The following is a 17,432-nucleotide window of genomic DNA, read 5'->3' on the forward strand; positions in this document are numbered from 1 at the left end:
GCAGGAAGTGATCTGCAGTGCGTACCCTCTACGACACCGGTTCGGTCCACCCCCCTGGACCGCTACGAGTACTACCGAACCGAAGCGACGGCCGAGGTCGCGCCGGTGGAGATCCGTGGCCGTTCGTCGCTGTCCCTGACCACCGCGATTCGGATCGCCCAGGTCGGCCAATATGAGGTCGAGGCGACGAGCTGGCTGTCCGACACCGAAGGCGTGGCCCTCCGGACGCAACGGCTGATCCGGGCCAGTGATCCGGAGTCCTACCGGGTCTGCGTCCTCGTCAGCGGCGAGCTCCGGGTCGAGCAGAACGGTAACCAGGGACGCTACGCCCACGGGACATCGCGCTCTATGACACGTCACGCCCCTGGGATGCCCGGCACGTGCCCGGGCGTACCCCCATGAGGCTGGCAATGGTGACCTTCCCCCGGGCTCTCGTGCCAGCGCCCGAGGCGGCGGTACGCCCACTCGTCGGCTCGATCCTACCGAGACGGATGCCGGGACGCGGGCTCGTCGCGGCGTTCCTGGTCGGAATCGCCGGAGCCGCCAGCATCTCGCCCGCTACCTGTACAGGATTCTCGAAGACACCGGGACGACACCGATGCAACTCGTCAAGAAACTGCGGCTGACGGAATGCCGCCGCAGCCTGCGCGACCCGGAACTGTCGTCGACCGCCATCAACGAGATCGTTTCCGCGCACGGCTACTCCCGTCCGGACCAGTTCGCCCGAGACTTCAGGCACCTGTTCGGCATGTCGGCTACCGAGGCACGTCAGTCGATCCGGGACCGGTCGGCCGGACATCGGAATCGGTCATGACGACCGGACGACGGTCGGTCGGAGGCCAAGGCCGACGCGGACCAGGTCACCGCGCGGACGCCGGCGGCGATGGCAGCGTCGGAGCAAGCCAGGCGGCCCGGCCCCTGCCGCCGGTCGAGTTCCATGTCACCGTCCGGGTCGTGTTGCGCCGCCGAGGAGCCTGGCTACTGCTCGGTGTGGCGATCTGCCGGCTCGCGGACGCCCCGCTCGACGCGGTGACCGCAGTGGCCGGCACCATCCAGATGCTCCTGTCCGGTTAGCTGCCGTGCCTGCCGGCAACGCCCGTCGGCACGGTTGTGCATGATCCACTCCGTTCGTGTACAGTCTTGCCCCGTGCGGCCCTCAGCCGCCGACCCCACGGTGTCGACGTCCGGCTGTCGGCCTACCGAATGGGGGCGGTAGAGTGGTCCGGGTAGGTCCGGGTGGCGGAATGGCAGACGCGCTAGCTTGAGGTGCTAGTGCCCGTATAGGGCGTGGGGGTTCAAGTCCCCCCTCGGACACAAACTGGTACCTGATTCATCAGGGTTGGCCTCCGCTTCGATGATGCGGGGGCCTGGTTTGTACGTGAGCTTGAGTCCGAGCTGCTGGTAGACCTGGGCCTTGTCGACGGGGTCGGCGGTGCGTAGGACGTCAGCGATGCCGGAGAGCGCCTCGACCGCGGTGTTGATCTCGGCGAGGGTCATGGCCGGCGAGCTGGCGTAGCTCAGCCTTTATGGTGACTTCTACGCTTGAACCTCAGGTGGTCCGTGGCGGGCCAGGGGCGCAACCTGTGCACGTCGTACTCGGCCGATAATCCGGCGTTCAGCTACGCCGCCGGGGACTGGCGATCAGCCGGACCGTACCTGTCGGTCGCCGCTGCGGGCATCGGTGACGGTGCCGAAGGTGCGATGGAAGAAGATCAGCGGTTGGTGGTCGCGAAGGCTCTCGGCGGAGCGGATTTCCGCGACAACGAGCGTGTGGTCGCCGGCCGGGTGCTCGACGACCGGTACACATTCCAGATGTGCGAGCACGCCTGGGAGGACCGGGACACCGGCACTGGACGGCCGCCACGGCACTCCGGCCAGGCGTTGCGGGCCGGGTGCGGCGAGCGTTCTGCCGAGGTCCTGCTGGTCGGCCGCGAGAATGCCGATCCCGAACCGGGCCGCCTGTCGGATGTCCGGCCAGGTCGTGGACTGCTCCCCCACGCAGAACCCGACCAGCGCCGGCCGCAGCGAAATGGAGAGGAAGGAGCCGACCAGCAGGGCGCGGGGGCCTCGGTCGGTGGCGGCGGTCACCCCGACGACGCCGGTCGGATAGGCGCGCATCACCTCGCGGAACCGGCCCGCCGTCACCGTCGGGCCCGATCGTTCAGTCATCGCCGCGCCGGGCGCAGTTGATGCAGACCCCGAAGAGCTCGAGCATGTAGTTCACGTCGGTGAAGCCGTGTTCATCGGCGACCTGACCGATCCACTCCTGGGTGGGTGGCCCGGCCACCTCGACGGTACGGGCGCAGAGCCGGCACACCAGGTGATGATGCTCGGTCTGGCTGCACCGGCGGTACAGCTGCTCGCCACCCGCGCCGTGCATCACGTCGACCTGACCGGCATTCGCGAACACCTGCAGGGTCCGGTAGACGGTGGTCAGGCCGACGGTCGAGCCCCGGGCACGTAGCTCTGCGTACAGCTGTTGAGCACTGCGGAACTCGGCGGTCGCGTCCAGCAGGGTGAGGATCTCGTTGCGCTGCCGGGTGGATCGGCCGGGCTCCGCAGGCGACTGCTTCACGACACCAACCCCCTTGTACATAACGATTCCCATTATCATAATGGTGGCGAGGAGGATCGGTGGTGATGTGGGTGCCGGGCACCGGTGGCACGATGACCGGTACCCACATCGCCCGACTTCCGTGATCAGTCGCCGCCGTCCGGTCGCCGTACGTCGGCCCTCGCCGGTGTCCGCGCGACGGCGACGTCCGGCTTGTCACGTCGGGACGGAACCGTCGCCAGCGCGACCGCCACTCCGACGGCCGCCGCCCCGGCCGCCACCCAGGAGACCGTGGCCAGGCCCTCGGCGAACGCGACCCGGGCCAGCACCTCCACCTCAGGCGGCAGGTCGGTGAACCGCCCGGCCGACGTCAGATCCCGCAGCCGCTGGGCCGTCGGCCCGGCCGCCCCGGCAGTCCGTATCGCGTCGTCAGACAACCCCGAGCCGACCCGGCCGGCGAGCACCGCGCCGAAGACGGCGGCACCGACCGCCGTGCCGAGTGGGAAGAACACGTTCGCCGTACCGCTGGCCATCCCCGCCCGCTGCGGCGGTACCACCGACACCGAGATGCCCATCAGCGGCGCGAACAGCAGTCCCATGCCGGCGCCGATCAGTACCAGGCCCGGCAATGCGACCAGCCATGTCGAGTCGGCGCCGACCCGGGCGACGAGCAGGTAGCCCACACAGATGACGACGAAACCGGTGACCACGACCGTACGGTTGCCGTACCGGTGCTGCAGCCGCGCCACCACGAGGCTGCCGGCCACGATCGCCGCCGACAACGCGGACAGTTGCAGCCCGGCCTGCAGCGGCGAGTAACCGAGCATGCCCTGCAGCCACAGCACCAGGTACGGCATCGTGCCGAACCCGACCGCCCGGGTCAGGAAGCTCAGCACGCTCACCCCGGTGAAGGCCCTGATCCGAAACAACGCCAGTTGCAGCATCGGATCAGCGACCCGCCGCTCGGTGGCGACGAACAGCACGAGGGTGACCAGCGCGACGCCGGCGGCGACCAGCGTGACCGGACGCGTCCATCCGTCGTCGGCGCCGGAGATGACCGCCAGGTTGACCGCCCCGAGCAGCAGCACCCCGAGGACCGCCCCAGCGAGGTCGAGCCGACGGCCCCGCTGCCGACCGGCGGCCGGCAGCCAGCGCAGCGCGCCGAACAGCACGAACGCGCCGGGCAGCAGGTTCACCAGGAAGATGGCCCGCCAACCGAGACTCGACACCAGCGCACCGCCGACCAGCGGCGCGATGGCCGCGGAGACGGCGGCGGTCGCGCTGAACACTCCCATCGCGGCGTTGCGCCGCTCCCCCGGGTAGGCCGCCGCCAGCAACGGCAACGCGGGCGCGAAGATCAGCGCGCCACCGATGCCCTGCACCGCCCGGCCGGCGATCAACACCCCCGGGTCAGGCGCAACGCCGCACAGCAGCGAACCGACGGTGAACAGCATCACGCCGGCGACGAAGATCCGCCGCCGACCGAGCCGGTCCGACACCGATCCGCCGACGAGCAGCAAGGCCGCGAACAGCAGCGGGTACGCGTTGACCGTCCACTGCAGCTGCGGGAGAGTAGCCGACAGATCAGCGGCGACCGCCGCCAACGCGACGTTGACGATGGTGATGTCCATCGTGGTGATGGCGGCGGCGACGCTGACCGTGACCAGGGTGCGGCGGGCGGCCGTAGTCGAATCATGCGGTGGCAAGGACGACCACCTCTGGGGCTCCGGCGCCGGTGACGGCGGCGGCGGGCCGGCTGACCATGCCGGACTCGCGGGCGAGCTGGTCGCCGTCGATGGTGTGCCAGTCGTAGCTGTCGGTCACCTCACGCACCAACCGACCGGAGCGGTACACCCGCCAGGTGGTGGTGAACCGCATCAGGTCACCGCCGGCCGGGCTACCGGCGACCCACCACTCGTAGTCGTGCCGGCCGATCGAATCGCGGATCGACAGCGCCGACGGGATCTCCCGCGGCTGCCGTACGCCCATCAGCTCGACCACCACCACACCGCCGGGCGCGAGCCGGCTCCGTAGCAGCCGCCACAGTCGGATCCGCGCTGCTTCGTCGAGGTGACCGGCGACGCCGAACACCACGGCGGCGCAGATGGTGGCGGGCAGCGGCAGGTCCGGTGCGGCGGCGTCGACCACGGTGACCCGTTGCCGCAGCCCGTCGTCGGCCGCGACCCGGCTGGTCAGCACCGCCCGCATCGCGGTGGACGGCTCGACCGCCACGATCCGCGCGCTCGGCAGCGCCGCGGCGATGATCTCGGTGACCCGACCGGTACCGGCACCGATCTCGACGACCGGCCCGGCTGACGGGTCGACACCGGTGAGCGCGGCGGCCAGGGCCGGTCCGCTGCTGGTCGCCTGTCGGGCGGCGACCATCTCGTAGAACTCGGCCACCGGCGAGTAGTAGTCACGCACCGGCTCTCCTCCGATCGGACGGGTTGGCATTGACGGTCGAAACGCGGGTAGCGGTCACGGTCTGACCAGCACCGATGACCTGCGTGACCGGCAGTTGCACGCCGCTGACGACGACCACCGGGCCGTCGCCGAGGTGGTGGTCCGCCAGATCGAGTACGCCGACACGGTGGTGTCGTGGGAACGCTCCGGTGACCCCTTCGAGCAGGCGCGGCTGTCCGCTCTGCTTTACCGGCTCGCGCCCTGGGCCCGGCACCTCAAGATCGGCGCCAAGCACGACACGGGGCTACAAGACACCGGACAGCACGGCGATCTGGCGGCCGCGTTGCTGCGCACCGGCCGGCACGACCCGGCCGCGCCAGGCCCGCTCGGTCGCGCCCTGGAAGGCTTCCCGATCGCCGTGCACGCTCCCGAAAGCGACTGCGGCGTGGTGTCGCTGCTGTTCGAGACCCGCCGCCCGTTCCACCCCCAGCGGCTGCACGACGCGTTGGAGGACCTCACCGAGGATCTGCTCCGGGGGCGGGGGCAGTTGTGGATCGCCAGCCAGCCCGACGCCGTGGTGGGCTTCGAGTTCGTCGGTGGCGGCGTCGCGATGGGCAGCCTCGGCTACTGGCTGGCGGCACTGCCGGCGGACCGGTGGGGCGAGGCCAGCGACTATCGTCGCATCGCCGCCGACCTGAGCTGGGATCCCTACTACGGTGACCGCCGCACGGCGCTGGCGTTCGTCGGCCTGCGAGTCGACGCGACGGCGCTCACCGACCTGTTGACCGCGTGCCTGCTCACCGACGACGAGATCGCCGACGGGTTCGACCGCTGGCGCGACCTGCCGGACCCGTTCGCCGGCTGCTTTCCGCTCGACGACGACACCGCACCGGCGCACTCCACGCCGGCCGAACCGTCATGAGTTCAGGCCCGGCCGATTCCTCGTCACCGGCCGCCCGCCGCATCGAGCAGGGCCCGGGTGACCTCATGCCGCGGTGAGCTGAGCACCGCCAGGGTCGGGCCGGACTCCACCGCCGTGCCGGCGTCGAGCACGACGACCGCGTCGGACCACCCGGCCACGGCGGCCAGGTCATGGGTGATCAGCACTACCGCGAGCCCCAGGTCACGACGCAGCTCGGCGAGCAGCCCCAGCACCGTACCGGCCGTCGCGACGTCGAGCGCGGACGTCACCTCGTCGCAGATCAGCACGCGGGGCCGGCAGGCCAGCGCCCGCGCGAGGTTGACCCGTTGACGCTCCCCACCAGACAGTGTGCCCGGTCGCCGATCGGCGACGCCGGCCGGCAGATGCACCCGGTCCAGCAACTCGCCCGCCGCCGCAAGGGCCGCTCGCGGGTCGAGGCCACGCAACTGCCGCAGCGGACGCAGCAGGGCGTGGCCGACGGTCTCCCGGGGGTTCAGCGCGCCCGCGCTGTCCTGGGCCACCAGCTGCAGGTCACGTCGCTGGGCGGGACTGCGTCGCCGGGTGGTCGCCGGCAGCGGCGCACCGTCGAGCAGGACGGCTCCGTCATAGGGGTGCAACCCGACCAGACATCGCGCGAGCGTCGACTTGCCGGCACCCGAGGGGCCGACGACAGCGAGGCAACCCCCAGCAGCGACGTCGAGATCCACCTGGGCGAGCGCCGTACGCCGGCCGTGCCGGGTGCCCAACCCCCGGACCGCGAGCACCGGGTCGGCCGACCCGGTGGCGGGGCCGGGCCCGGCCGGTGCCGGCGCGGCCAGGACCCGGCCGGGCGGTCCGGTGACCGCCGGGCGGCCCCCGTCCAGGACGACCACCTCGTCGCTGACCGCCCGGACCAGGTCCGGGTCATGGCTGATCAGCAAGGTGGCCCGGTGCCCGGTCAACGATCTGATCAGCTCCTGTACACCACGGGCCAGCACCGGGTCGAGGCCGGCGGTCGGCTCGTCGAGGACAAGCAGGTCCGGGTCGGCCGCGAGGGCGATGGCGAACGCGACACGCTGCGCCTGACCGCCGGAGATCTGATGCGGGTACCGGCGCAGGAAGTCTCGGTCGGCGGGCAGCCGTACGGCTTCCAGCAGGTGCGCCACCGTCGCACCACCCTGGGTCTCGCCGCGCCGTGCGGCGTCGGCGACGGCCTCGCCGAGCTGGCTGGCGAGCCGGCGGGACGGATTCAACGTGGCGGCGGCGTCCTGTGGCAGGTAGGCGACATGTCGATGGCGGACCGCCGCGGCACCGGCCGAGGTGAACGGATCGGATCGGGCGACCCGGACGGCGCCGGCCCGCAGCGCCAGTCCGGGCCGGACGTGTCCCAGCAGCGTCAGCGCCGTCGTGCTCTTGCCGGATCCGGAACGTCCCATCATCGCCACCACCTGGCCGGCCGCTATCCGTAGCCGCACCCCGTCCACGATGGGCGGCCCACCCGCAGCCGGGCCGACGACGAGGCCGTCGATCGTCGCGAGCTGCCGATCGGCGCTCACCGGTCCGCCCACCGGGCGGCGAGGTCGTCGGCGAGCAGGTTCACCGACACGGTGAAGAGCACCAGCAGCAGCGCCGGAAGCAGCACCGGCCAGACCGTCAGGTTGATCCCGGCCGCGTTCTCACTGACCATCCGGCCCCAGTTCGGGGTGGGCGGACCCGCGCCGAGGCCCAGGAAACCGGCGGTGGCGGTAAGGTGCACGGCGGCAGAGAACCGGATGCCGGCCTCGGCGAGCATGGTGCCGACGATGTTCGGGACGAGGTCGTACCGGATGATCCGCCACCGGCTGTCCCCCCGCGCCCGCGCGGTGTCGACGAACCCACGCACCGCGACCTGCCAGGTCGCCGCACGCAGGACCCGCACCGAGAACGGCAGGCTGACCAGCGCCACCCCGACGAGGACCGCGCTGTCGCTGCCCGGAAAGCCGGCCGCCAGCACCAGCAGCACCAGCAGCCCGGGCACGACCGCGACGACGTCCACCACCCGGACGACCAGTTCGCCGGTCCGTCGGTCGATCAGTCCGGCGAACACGCCGAGCAGCGCCCCGCACAGGCTGGCGAGAGCGGTCGCGCCAATAGCGAGGAGTACCACGGCACGACCGCCGTGCAGCAGGCGACTCAGCACGTCGCGACCGACCGCGTCGGTGCCGGCCGGGTACGCCCCGGTAGGGGCCTCGAAGGGCAGTCCCACCGGTGCTGTCGGTGACCTGCTGCCCAGCAGTGGGCCGGCCAGCGCGACGAGCACGACGCCGACGGCTGCGAAGCCGGCGAGCAGCAGGGTCACCCGGGAGTGGGCGACCCGCCCGACCGCCATCGCCGGCGCGGTATTGGTCATGACCGCCCCCGTGACGCGGGATTCAGCGCGAGTTGGGCGAGGTCACCGAGCAGCAGCAGGACCAGCGCGGTGGCGCAGGTCGCCAGGGCCAGCCCCTGCACCATCGGCACGTCCCGGTTGGCCACCGCCTGCTGAAGCTCGTAGCCGATCCCTGGGTAGTTGAACAAGGTCTCGACGACCACCGCGCCACCGATCAGACCGGCGAACATGACCGCGGTCACCTGTACGGCGGGTGCCACTGCGTTCGGCAGCACGTGTCGCACGGCGAGCCGGAAACCGGTCACCCCCCGCAGCCGGGCCGCTTCGACGTACGGTGCCGAAGCAATCTCCGCGACCGAGGCCCGCAGCAGCCGTGCGGCGGCGGCGAGCGCCGCGACCGCCAGCGCCGCGACCGGAAGCACCAGGATTCGGGGCTCGTCCCACGGCCGACCGCCGAGCGGCACCAGGGAAACCTCGGGTAGCAGACCGAGGCCGGCGGCGAACACCGCCACCAGCAACGCCGCGACGAGGAACTCGGGGACACCGACCGCGACCAGGGTCGCGGTGCTGAGCAGCCGGTCCGTACGCCGGCCGGCCCGCATACCGGCGACCAGGCCGACCGCGACGGCCAGCGGCACCGCGAGCGCCATCGCCAGGGTGGTCAGCAACAGGCTGTTCGGCAGCCGGTCAACCAGCACCTCGGTCACCTCGCGGCGGCCGACGTACCCGGTGCCCAGGTCGCCGCGCAGGGCGGCAGTCGCCCAATCGACGTACCGCTGCACCGGATCCACGTCGAGGCCGAGCTCCCGGCGGAGCTCTTCCCGATCGGTCGTGGTCGCGTCGGCACCGGCGACGACGCCGACCGCGTCGCCCGGCAGCACCTCGGTCACGGTGAAGATCAACACCGACAGGACGGCGAGGACCAGGACCGCAGCGGCGGTACGTCGGGCGACGACAGCGGCGACCCGGGCCAGATTCACGCCAGGTATGCCTGCTCGAAACTGCTGAACGGCTCGTCGCGCACACCATGCACAGTGGCGACCTGACCGTTGATCGACGGTGCGAAGACCGGGATCACCTGGTTGCCTTCCTCCCAGATCAGCTGCTGTGCCTGCACCGCCGCCGCGCGGCGCTGGTCGGCGTCGACCGCCCCACGGGCCTGCGCGACGAGCTCGTCGATGTCCGGCCGATTGAAACCGAAAGTGGACGGCGAGCCGGCGGTTCGGGTCGCCGCGTAGCTGGACAGCGGCGGCACCGGCGGGGTGTAGCTGGCCGCGAACGGCAACTGGGTGTACGCGGCGAAGTCGGAGAACAGTTGTCCCGGCGGGCGCTGGTCGAGGGTGGCGTCGATGCCGACCGCCTTGAGGTTCTCGACCACCACCGTCGCGGTCTCGGCCATCCCGGCCACCTCGGGCGCGGTGGTGACGGCGACCTTGACCGTACCGACCCCGGCCTCGGAGAGCAGCGCCTTCGCCCGGTCGGGGTCGTACGGCCGCTGTTCGATCTCTTCGGCGTAGTCGGTGAAGCCGAGGGAGGGCAGGTCGTTGCCGACGAAAGCACGACCGAAGAAGACGTTACGCACGATCGCTTCGCGGTCGATCGCGTACTTGACCGCCTGCCGGACCCGGACGTCGGCGAACGGGGTGAAGGACAGATTGAGCCCGAAGGACAGCGACGTCGCGTACGGCAGGTCGGAGACGGCCACCGCGAACCGTTCGTCCTCCCCCACCGTCCGGGCGGCAACCGGCCCGATGTCGCTGACGAAGTCGACCTGTCCGCCGGTCAGCGCGTTGACCCGGGCGGCGGCGTCCGGGATGGTCCGCAGTTCGAGCCCGTCCAGGTACGGCCCTCCGTCGAGGGCGAGGCCGTAGTAGTCGTCGTGCCGGGCGAAGGCGGCGCCCTGACCAGGCTCGAACTCGACCAGCTTGAACGGCCCGCAGGTCGGCATGTCCGGGGTGAACTCGGTGGTGCCGTCCTTGAAGACCAGGCTGCTCTGACAGAGCACGAGCCGGCCGTCGGCGATCGGACGCAGCGTCGGCAGCACGAGGGTCAGGTCGTCGTCAACGCTCGCGGCGGCCAGGTCGAAGTTCTGCGACGGCGGCTTGAGGAACGGCAGCGAACCGAGGGTGACCGGGGCGTTGAGCGAATAGAGCACGTCGCGGGCGGTCAGAGTGGTTCCGTCGGTGAAGGTGACTCCGGGGCGGACCTTCACGGTGTACGTGCTCAGATCGTCGCTGATGTCGATGCGCTCCAGCACGCCGTAGCGGACGCCGTGCTCCGCTGTCGGATCGAGCACCCCGAGTGCGCCGTGCATACTGCGGGCCCGGACGTAGTCCAGACCCGTCGGCCCGAAGAGGTAGTTGAGCGTTTCAGCCGCGCCGCCGCCAACGAACGCGGCCCGCAGGGTCCCACCGGACCTGGGTGCGGGTGTGCCGGACGCCGTTGCGGCGGGGGCAGTGTCGTCGTTGGAGCAGGCCGCGAGGATGGGCGCGCCTGCGACGGCGGCCAGGGACATCGCACCGGCCCGCAACAGCGTACGTCGTTCGAATCTATGCGCCAAGGGATGCTCCTCGGTATGGGGTCGAGCACAGTAGTCGCGGGGGACCCCCGCAGACGACAGCATCACCGAGATGAAAACCATTGTCAACTTGGGGCGACAGCCTCCCACCGCAGGGCACCCGACGGACAGAGCGCGACCACCTCCCGCAGTCCGTCGCGACCCGGGACGTCACCCCCGCCGCCCAACCACACCACGACCCCGGTACGCGGATCCTGATCGAAGAGGTCGGGCACGAGGCGGGCACAGTGACCCGCCCCCACACACAGCCGTTGATCGACGACGATGCCCGTCACGCCCGTGCCTCCATCCGCCACCGGCTCCTGCCGAGTGCCGCGCCCACCGGCCGGCGCTCCGAGCCCCACCCGGCCGGCCTCCAACCACACTGGAGCCGACCACGGCGAGAGCGCGACCCCCAGCAGAAAATGATTCTCATTCTAACAACGCCGGGCGGTCGCCGGAACCGGCGGTCACGACCCCGATCCGCAGGCACCCAGTACGCCGGTCGTCGCCCGGCTGAACCACCGACCCGCCAGACCTGCACAGTGACCTGCCCCTCCAGCTCCTATCGAGAACGGTTTTCATTTGCTACGGTCTGCGGCTGGAGGAGGAACTGATCATGACCGCGACACACTTACCCTTCCGTCCACGCCGCCTACCCAACCGGCTGACAGCCGGCGCCGTCGCCACGGCGGTAGCCGCCACTGCAGCCGCGTTCCTAGTACCTACGAACCAGGCATCGGCGACCGCTGGCCCGGCACCCGAGCCGCACGAGTACCGCGTGCTCCAGGACATCCACACCGACGCCGTCTCGACGTTCCTCGACGACGACGCCCTGGTCCTGGGCACCAGGGCAGACGTGCCGGAGGGCAACGGGACCCGCTTCGCCCCCGACGAGGTCTGGTTCCACATCGACGACGACTCGGCGCAGACGTTGCCCACCGGCTTCGAGTTCATCGCCGCTGCAGGCACCGACGTGTGGATCGCCCCCGAGTCCAACCCCGGCGGCGGCCAGCTGTGGCCCGGTTTCTCGACCGAGTCGGTGCCGTCGGGCGCGATCGACGGCGACCAGACGAAGTTCACGCTGAGCGGCTTCACCGGCCCCGGCGATCTCGAACTGTTCAGGACGGGATCGTTCGGTACCCCGACCCGGCTGTGGTCCTCCGACGAGGATCACAAGGAGTTCACCGTAGGCCGTACCCACATGCACGCCAACTGGGCGTTCACGGCTCCGGGGACCTACCGGCTCACCGTCACCGCCACCGTCACCGTCGACGACGCACCGATGACCGACACCGCCACCTACACCTTTGTGGTCGGCGGCCTGCCCAGCGCCGTCGCCACCACCACCACGGTCGAGGCGTCGGCCACCGAACTCGCGATCGGCGACCCCGTCACCCTGACCGGCACAGTGACGCCTGCGGACCTCGACGGCTACCTGGAGTTCCGCAGCGACGGCACGGTGCTCGGGCACACCGCCGTCGAGGCCGGACAGGCCACCCTGGCGGTGACGGATCTGGCGCTCGGCACACACTCCCTCACCGCCTCGTTCGTGCCGGCGGTCGGCAACGTCGCCGGCACGTCGACGTCCACGCCGATCACCGTGACGGTCACCGACGAGTCCGGCGGCGAGTTTGGCATCGAGGGTATCGCCGAGTCGTACCAACCCGGCGACACGCTCCGGGCGCACGTGGTCGGGGCCACTCTCGCCGAGGGCGAGCAGTTCCGATGGAGCATCCGCCCGATCGGTTCGACCAGCAGCGCCTGGTCCTTCAACGGCACCGGCGGCGAAGCCGCACAGGGGGTCGTCGAGCAGCAGGTCGACGCGGGGTACGACGGGTACGAACTACGGGTACGCATCCGCGCTGACGGCATCTACACCGCCAGCTCCGACTGGGTGCCGATCACGGTCGACGTCACCGGCGAACCGCTGGCCGCAGGCTTCGTCCCGAGCGGCCCGGCGTACCTCGGCGACGAGGTCGTCATCGAGACGACCGGCCAGGCGCTCGCCGATGGCGAGAGCCTACGCCTCGTGCAGCGGTGGGGCTCCCCATGGTTCCCGGTGCCCAACGCCACCCAGGTTGACGCCACCACCCTGCGGGTGCTGCCGGCGTACTACGACGACAGCGGCGAATGGGCGGTACAGGTCGTCCGTGACGGCGTGGCCGTCACCCAGTCCACACCGTTTCCGGTCGACATCCGCAGGCGGGAGGTACTGGTCGAAGGTATCCAGGGCGTCTACCGGGTCGGCCAGACCCTGCGGGCGACCGCCACGGTGTACCCCGAGAAGGACGGTCTGATCTACCGCTGGATCCTGCTCGACCTCGAGACCCATGAGAGCACTGTCGTCCAGGAAGGAACGGACGCCGCAGCGAAGTCGCTGGAACTGCCGATCACCCTCGACCACGACAACCACCGCTTGACGCTGGCTGCGGTCTGGGATTTCGGGACGTTTGAGACGTACACCGGTCAGCAGGCCAGCAAGCTCAACGTGTCGGACGCCGACCCGTCCACCCAGCTGTTCTTCTTCAACGGCCTCAGCGGTCACTACCACCAGGGCGGCCCGATCAACCTCCAGCTGATCGCCGACCCGCCGCTGGCCGAGGACGACACAGTCAACTGGCAGTGGGCGTGGCCCGGCAGCGACCAGTGGCTTGCCGTACCCGCAACCTCCGGGTTGACCCACTCCATCGTCGCCGAGCAGGCGCTCGACGGGGTACAGGTCCGGGCGACCCTGACCTTCGGCGGCGGAGCGGAGCCGATGACCGCTGAGCCCGTGACGATCCACGTCGACGACCACGGTGCCCCACCTAGCCAGCAGGTCAACGTCGCCGGCGACACGGCGTACCGCGTCGGCGAGGTCGCCAGCCTGACCGCCGAGGTGTCACCCGAGACGGTTCTCACCGGCTACCAGTGGTTCGACAAGCCGGCGGGTGCCGCAGAAGCGACGCCCATCCCCGGCGCGACCGGCAAGGAGTACACCTTCACCACCGCCGCAGCCGACAACGGGCGCGAGCTCAGCGTCGCGGTCGTCCTGCCCACCGGGCAGCTCGCGTACGGCCCGTCAGAACCGGCGACATTGGAGGTACGGGACACCGGCCCGCCGTTGACCGAGCTTCGCGTCGCAGGGCTTGCGGACCGCTACCGCCCCGGCGATATGGTGACGTTGACCGCGGTGCAGGAGCCGGCGACCGAGTTCGACCACTACCAGTGGTTCACCCGGACCTCCACCGACACGCAGTGGACGGCTGTGCCGGACACCGCCACGGCGGCGTACCGCTTCACCGCGACCACCGAACACGACGGGATCGAGATCATCGCCCGGTTGTACGATGAGGCCCACCTTGTCGTCGCGGAGTCGGTACCGGTCGTCCTTGCCGTCCCCGACCCAGGCGGCGAACCCGGTGCAGCCAGCCAGGAGATCATCGCAGCGGTGCCCGAGGGCACTCTGGTGATCGGCGTCGGCCCGGACGACCAGGTGGTCATGAGCGAGTTCGCGCTCAGCGCTACGGCCGACCGTTGGGTCTCGACCGGCCAGCTACGGCCGGTCCGGGTCACCGACACCCGCGCCGCCGCGCCCGGATGGACCGCCTCCGGCCAGGTGAGTGACTTCACCTCCGGAACGGAGACCCTGTCCGGTGCGTTCCTCGGTTGGACCCCGCGGATCGTGTCGCGACCCGGCACCGCTACGGTGACCGCCGGTGCGTCTGTAGCACCCGGCTTCCCGTCCGGCCAAGGGCTGCTCGACAGCAGCCCGCTCGCGGTCGGTGCCGCCGGCGCGCGTGGGACGAGCGAACTCGGCGCCGGTCTGCGTATCGAAGCACCTACCACGCAGGCACCCGGCACCTACTCCGCCACCATCACCTTCACCGCGATCTGACGCCGCGCGCGGCGGCCAAGTCACCGACGTCGGTGACTTGGCCGCCGCGCATCGACCGGCCGACTCCAGTGCCCACCAGGTGGACGGGACGGGATCCGGGTCGCCCGAGCGTAGTCAGGCATTACTCAGGACCGCGTGGCTCGAACCACCCCGAGCTGTCCGATCTCGGTGGCAAACCCGGCCGCCGACAGTTCGTCGATCAGTTGCTCCTGTGACAGGACCTGCCAGGCGTACTCGGCGGCAACGTCGCGGACCGGCTGATCCTGATCGTCCAGCACCCGATAGCGCATTCGCCAGATGACCTGGTCAGGTCCAGCTGGACGGGCGGATCCACTGCCCTGATATCGGAACCGGCCAACGCGCACGGTGGTGAACTCGAACTCGGGGACAGGCACTGCCGCATCCGGCGGCTGCAGGTTGACCACCAGCGGGGCACCGGCACGCAGTCGGGCAGCCAGGCGCTGCCAGAGCGCGCGGCGGTCGACCGGCTGCAGGTGGCCGATCATGTTGAGCACCAGTGCCGCGCTGATCGTTCTCGGCAGGGTGGCCCGCTCGGCGGTCGCGGCAACGACAGTCGTCCGGGCGGCGAGATCCGGGGCGGCGACGATGCGGGAGTGCAGAGCCGCGCGCTGCACCGGCGACGGCTCGATCGCGATGATCTCGCATGACGGTACGGTCTCGGCCAGAACCTGGACGCCGCGGCCGCTTCCCGCGCCCAGGTCGACAGCAGGTGCGTCGGACCGGACACCGGCGAGCGCCTGCCGGGCCGGTGTCCGCAGCGTCTGCCAGGCATCAACGCTCAGCAGGTCGAGGAATTCGCCAGATTCCTGGTATTGATCGAGCAACGAACTCTCCATTCCGCGACTGCCGACCAGAGCGGTCGGAACGCAACGGTGCCATTACGAACCGGCGCAGTCGCCGGGGTCGACGCCGGTCGGGTCGGCCTCACCGACGACGACCGCCAGAGTGAATGCGTCCGACAGCGGGACGCCGTCGGCCCGACTGCCGGCGCGTTCGAACGCGAGGCAGTAGCTGCCCTGCGCCGTGAACATCCAGTTGCCGTGCGCGTAGGTGCCCGCGCCGATCCGGGTCGAATCCGGCAGCCCGGTTGCGGAACCGAAAACGCGTACCGGCGCTCCGAACGGCCCGGTCTGGTAGACGAACACGTCACCGTCGGGCCGATCGCGGTGTTGAACACGAACGGCCCGCTCTGGGTAAGGCCATGGAACAACGCCACGTCACCCGGTCCGGCCACCGAGTGCAGCGACCATCGCAGGTCGCCGTGGAGTTACTCGGGCCGGATCCCGGTGGCGTCCCAGTGGATCACCTGCATGGAGTTGCCGTACACGCCGGTGTCGAAGCCGGGCACGTTGCCGGTGCCGGCCCGGAACAACGCCGCCGGGCGGTGGAAGATCACGCTTTCCGGGTCGTGGGGTGCGCCAGGCGCGGCCAGCGTCGGGTCGAGGACCGAGAGCTGGGTATCCAGATCTCCGTCGGAGATCGTGCTCACCAGGGAGGACGCGGCCGCGCCGAGCACGAACGGCGCCGACACCGGGTCCGGTGCTGGCGCAGCGGCGGCGCGCTCGGGGTAGTCCTGTGTCCGTCCGCACGGTGTGACAGTGGACGCGTCGGTGCCGTCCCCGACCGCGAGGGTGAGCTGCTCCGCGTCGGAGACGCGCCGCCCGTCCCCGGTTTGCGCTTCGATGGTCATCGCGACGCAGTAGACGCCGGGCCGGGTGATCGACCAGTTGAAGTGGGCGTGGGTGTGCAGCGGGACCCACCGCGCCGCTGGTAGGCCGAGTTTCGTGCTGAACATCGGCAGATCGATGCGTTCCATACCGAAACCGCCCCGCTGGGGGTACCCCTCCCATAGAACGACGTCGCCGGGGGCGGGCTGGTCATTCGGCCCGGTGACCGCGTCGAATGACCGCCGAAGGAGTACGGCGATGACGAGTCACACCTCAACCGGCCAGCCGACCGGCACCGGCAAGGCCGGTACCGGGGTGCTGCTGCTGGCCGTCCTGGTCGCGTTCTGTGCCCAGCAGGTGCTGCTGCCGGCACTGGCACCGTTCGCCCGCTAGACCGGGCTCACCGAGACCTAGCTCGGCCTGACCATCGGCGCCGCCGCCGCGGTGCTGGTGCTGGCCGCACCCTGGTGGGCACGCCGCTGCAGCACGTTCGGGCCACGTGCCGTCCTGGTGACGGGTTGACCGTCGCCCTGGCTGGTCTGACCGCCTTCGGTGCCGTCGCCACCCTGGCCCTGACTGGTGACCTCGACCCGAGCCTCACCTTCATGCTCATGCTGGTGACCCGCGGGCTGCTGTTCGGGGCAGGGCTGGCCGCGGTGCCGGTCGCCGCGCTCGCCATCGTCGTCGCCGGCTCCACCGCGCAGGAGCGCACCGGCGCGGTCGGCAAGCTGGGTGCCGCCCAGGGGCTGGCGATCGTACTCGGGCCGGCGATCGGGGCTGTGGTCGCGTTCGCCGGACTGCTCGGCCCGGTGTGGGCCGCGCCTGCCGCAGTGCTGACCGCCCTGCTGCTCATGTTCGTGTTGGTGCCGCCATCAGTCACGACCGGGCCGCCGCCCGCCAGCGGCCCGGCCCGGCCCGGCCCGGCTGCGGCCATGGGACCCACGGATACGCTGGGTACTGCTCGTCGGGTTCCTGCTCTCGATCCTCTCGTCGACACGATACGGCCACAATCATAGGTCCGTCCACGACGGCCGGACCAGAGTCGACACCCTCACCTCGGTTGACCGAAGGTCATGTTGTC

The 17,432-nt window shown here is 70.8% G+C and carries 19 protein-coding genes and 1 tRNA gene; 8 read left to right on the plus strand and 12 right to left on the minus strand.

Translation table 11 applies throughout. The features are described from left to right. The first annotated feature begins 105 nt into the window (after nucleotides 1-105). The 4 genes from O7553_RS13530 to O7553_RS13545 all read left to right on the plus strand — a co-directional run bounded on the left by O7553_RS13530 (nucleotide 106) and on the right by O7553_RS13545 (nucleotide 1,314). On the plus strand, nucleotides 106-402 hold the full coding sequence (locus O7553_RS13530; RefSeq protein ID WP_281555140.1) for a hypothetical protein: 297 nt from the start codon (nucleotides 106-108) through the stop codon (nucleotides 400-402). A 160-nt stretch (nucleotides 403-562) separates the two neighbouring features. Next, nucleotides 563-814, plus strand: a complete 252-nt coding sequence (locus O7553_RS13535; protein ID WP_281555597.1) for a helix-turn-helix domain-containing protein — start codon at nucleotides 563-565, stop codon at nucleotides 812-814. Then, nucleotides 811-1,074, plus strand: coding sequence for a hypothetical protein (locus O7553_RS13540; RefSeq protein ID WP_281555141.1), 264 nt, complete (start codon nucleotides 811-813; stop codon nucleotides 1,072-1,074). The genes O7553_RS13535 and O7553_RS13540 overlap by 4 nt, the downstream gene beginning before the upstream one ends. A gap of 156 nt (nucleotides 1,075-1,230) precedes the next feature. After that, a tRNA-Leu gene (locus tag O7553_RS13545) sits at nucleotides 1,231-1,314 on the plus strand. Nucleotides 1,315-1,641: 327 nt separating this feature from the next. Here the strand turns inward: O7553_RS13545 and O7553_RS13550 are convergent. The 4 genes from O7553_RS13550 to O7553_RS13565 form a co-directional block, all read right to left on the minus strand. After that, nucleotides 1,642-2,169, minus strand: coding sequence for a flavin reductase family protein (locus O7553_RS13550; RefSeq protein ID WP_281555142.1), 528 nt, complete (start codon nucleotides 2,167-2,169; stop codon nucleotides 1,642-1,644). Next, nucleotides 2,162-2,575, minus strand: coding sequence for a transcriptional repressor (locus O7553_RS13555; RefSeq protein ID WP_348650070.1), 414 nt, complete (start codon nucleotides 2,573-2,575; stop codon nucleotides 2,162-2,164). Before O7553_RS13555 ends, O7553_RS13550 begins: the two co-directional genes overlap by 8 nt. Nucleotides 2,576-2,700: 125 nt before the next feature. Next, a complete protein-coding gene (locus tag O7553_RS13560) occupies nucleotides 2,701-4,260 on the minus strand; it encodes an MFS transporter (protein WP_281555143.1) in 1,560 nt (519 codons plus the stop codon). After that, nucleotides 4,247-4,978 (minus strand): class I SAM-dependent methyltransferase, encoded by a 732-nt coding sequence (locus tag O7553_RS13565; protein ID WP_281555144.1) that lies wholly within the window; start codon nucleotides 4,976-4,978, stop codon nucleotides 4,247-4,249. The genes O7553_RS13560 and O7553_RS13565 overlap by 14 nt, the downstream gene beginning before the upstream one ends. A 94-nt stretch (nucleotides 4,979-5,072) precedes the next feature. On the opposite strand from O7553_RS13565, the gene O7553_RS13570 reads away from it, so the two are divergent. Beyond that, entirely contained in the window at nucleotides 5,073-5,879 is an 807-nt protein-coding gene (locus O7553_RS13570; RefSeq protein WP_281555145.1) for a GTP-binding protein, read from the plus strand. 23 nt (nucleotides 5,880-5,902) lie between these two features. Here the strand turns inward: O7553_RS13570 and O7553_RS13575 are convergent, their stop codons facing one another. The 5 genes from O7553_RS13575 to O7553_RS13595 form a co-directional block, all read right to left on the minus strand. Next, the gene (locus O7553_RS13575; RefSeq protein ID WP_281555146.1) at nucleotides 5,903-7,414 is read right to left on the minus strand and encodes an ATP-binding cassette domain-containing protein; all 1,512 of its coding nucleotides are present in this window, start codon (nucleotides 7,412-7,414) and stop codon (nucleotides 5,903-5,905) included. Continuing rightward, the gene (locus O7553_RS13580; RefSeq protein ID WP_281555147.1) at nucleotides 7,411-8,247 is read right to left on the minus strand and encodes an ABC transporter permease; all 837 of its coding nucleotides are present in this window, start codon (nucleotides 8,245-8,247) and stop codon (nucleotides 7,411-7,413) included. The genes O7553_RS13575 and O7553_RS13580 overlap by 4 nt, the downstream gene beginning before the upstream one ends. After that, complete coding sequence (locus tag O7553_RS13585; RefSeq protein WP_281555148.1) at nucleotides 8,244-9,206, minus strand: ABC transporter permease; 963 nt, start codon at nucleotides 9,204-9,206, stop codon at nucleotides 8,244-8,246. Before O7553_RS13585 ends, O7553_RS13580 begins: the two co-directional genes overlap by 4 nt. Further along, nucleotides 9,203-10,786, minus strand: a complete 1,584-nt coding sequence (locus O7553_RS13590) for an ABC transporter substrate-binding protein (protein ID WP_281555149.1) — start codon at nucleotides 10,784-10,786, stop codon at nucleotides 9,203-9,205. The genes O7553_RS13585 and O7553_RS13590 overlap by 4 nt, the downstream gene beginning before the upstream one ends. 83 nt (nucleotides 10,787-10,869) lie before the next feature. Continuing rightward, complete coding sequence (locus O7553_RS13595) at nucleotides 10,870-11,079, minus strand: (4Fe-4S)-binding protein (protein ID WP_281555150.1); 210 nt, start codon at nucleotides 11,077-11,079, stop codon at nucleotides 10,870-10,872. A gap of 485 nt (nucleotides 11,080-11,564) precedes the next feature. Here O7553_RS13595 and O7553_RS13600 point away from each other — a divergent pair, with 485 nt between their 5' ends. Further along, nucleotides 11,565-14,663: a choice-of-anchor M domain-containing protein gene (locus O7553_RS13600; protein ID WP_281555151.1), complete on the plus strand. Its 3,099-nt coding sequence runs from the start codon at nucleotides 11,565-11,567 to the stop codon at nucleotides 14,661-14,663. 125 nt (nucleotides 14,664-14,788) lie between these two features. Here the strand turns inward: O7553_RS13600 and O7553_RS13605 are convergent, their stop codons facing one another. The 3 genes from O7553_RS13605 to O7553_RS13615 all read right to left on the minus strand — a co-directional run bounded on the left by O7553_RS13605 (nucleotide 14,789) and on the right by O7553_RS13615 (nucleotide 16,500). Then, a complete protein-coding gene (locus tag O7553_RS13605; RefSeq protein ID WP_281555152.1) occupies nucleotides 14,789-15,508 on the minus strand; it encodes a class I SAM-dependent methyltransferase in 720 nt (239 codons plus the stop codon). Nucleotides 15,509-15,562: 54 nt separating this feature from the next. Next, nucleotides 15,563-15,829, minus strand: coding sequence for a TIGR03769 domain-containing protein (locus O7553_RS13610; protein WP_281555153.1), 267 nt, complete (start codon nucleotides 15,827-15,829; stop codon nucleotides 15,563-15,565). 122 nt (nucleotides 15,830-15,951) lie between these two features. Beyond that, nucleotides 15,952-16,500 carry a TIGR03769 domain-containing protein gene (locus tag O7553_RS13615; RefSeq protein ID WP_281555154.1) on the minus strand — a complete coding sequence of 183 codons (549 nt, stop codon included), beginning with the start codon at nucleotides 16,498-16,500 and terminating at the stop codon, nucleotides 15,952-15,954. Between the two features lie 109 nt (nucleotides 16,501-16,609). Here O7553_RS13615 and O7553_RS13620 point away from each other — a divergent pair, with 109 nt between their 5' ends. Continuing rightward, a complete protein-coding gene (locus tag O7553_RS13620) occupies nucleotides 16,610-16,744 on the plus strand; it encodes a hypothetical protein (protein WP_281555155.1) in 135 nt (44 codons plus the stop codon). Between the two features lie 125 nt (nucleotides 16,745-16,869). Beyond that, nucleotides 16,870-17,367 (plus strand): MFS transporter, encoded by a 498-nt coding sequence (locus O7553_RS13625; RefSeq protein ID WP_281555156.1) that lies wholly within the window; start codon nucleotides 16,870-16,872, stop codon nucleotides 17,365-17,367. Nucleotides 17,368-17,432 lie beyond the last annotated feature (65 nt).

It is taken from the genome of Solwaraspora sp. WMMA2059 (assembly GCF_027497315.1).
Lineage (GTDB): Bacteria > Actinomycetota > Actinomycetes > Mycobacteriales > Micromonosporaceae > Micromonospora_E.

What these genes read in the sequence shown, in the direction of transcription:
- O7553_RS13620 (WP_281555155.1), top strand. Translation starts at nt 16,610, where the DNA reads ATGACGAGTCACACCTCAACCGGCCAGCCGACCGGCACCGGCAAGGCC.
- O7553_RS13580 (WP_281555147.1), bottom strand. Translation starts at nt 8,247, where the DNA reads ATGACCAATACCGCGCCGGCGATGGCGGTCGGGCGGGTCGCCCACTCC.
- O7553_RS13550 (WP_281555142.1), bottom strand. Translation starts at nt 2,169, where the DNA reads ATGACTGAACGATCGGGCCCGACGGTGACGGCGGGCCGGTTCCGCGAG.
- O7553_RS13615 (WP_281555154.1), bottom strand. Translation starts at nt 16,500, where the DNA reads ATGGAACGCATCGATCTGCCGATGTTCAGCACGAAACTCGGCCTACCA.
- O7553_RS13540 (WP_281555141.1), top strand. Translation starts at nt 811, where the DNA reads ATGACGACCGGACGACGGTCGGTCGGAGGCCAAGGCCGACGCGGACCA.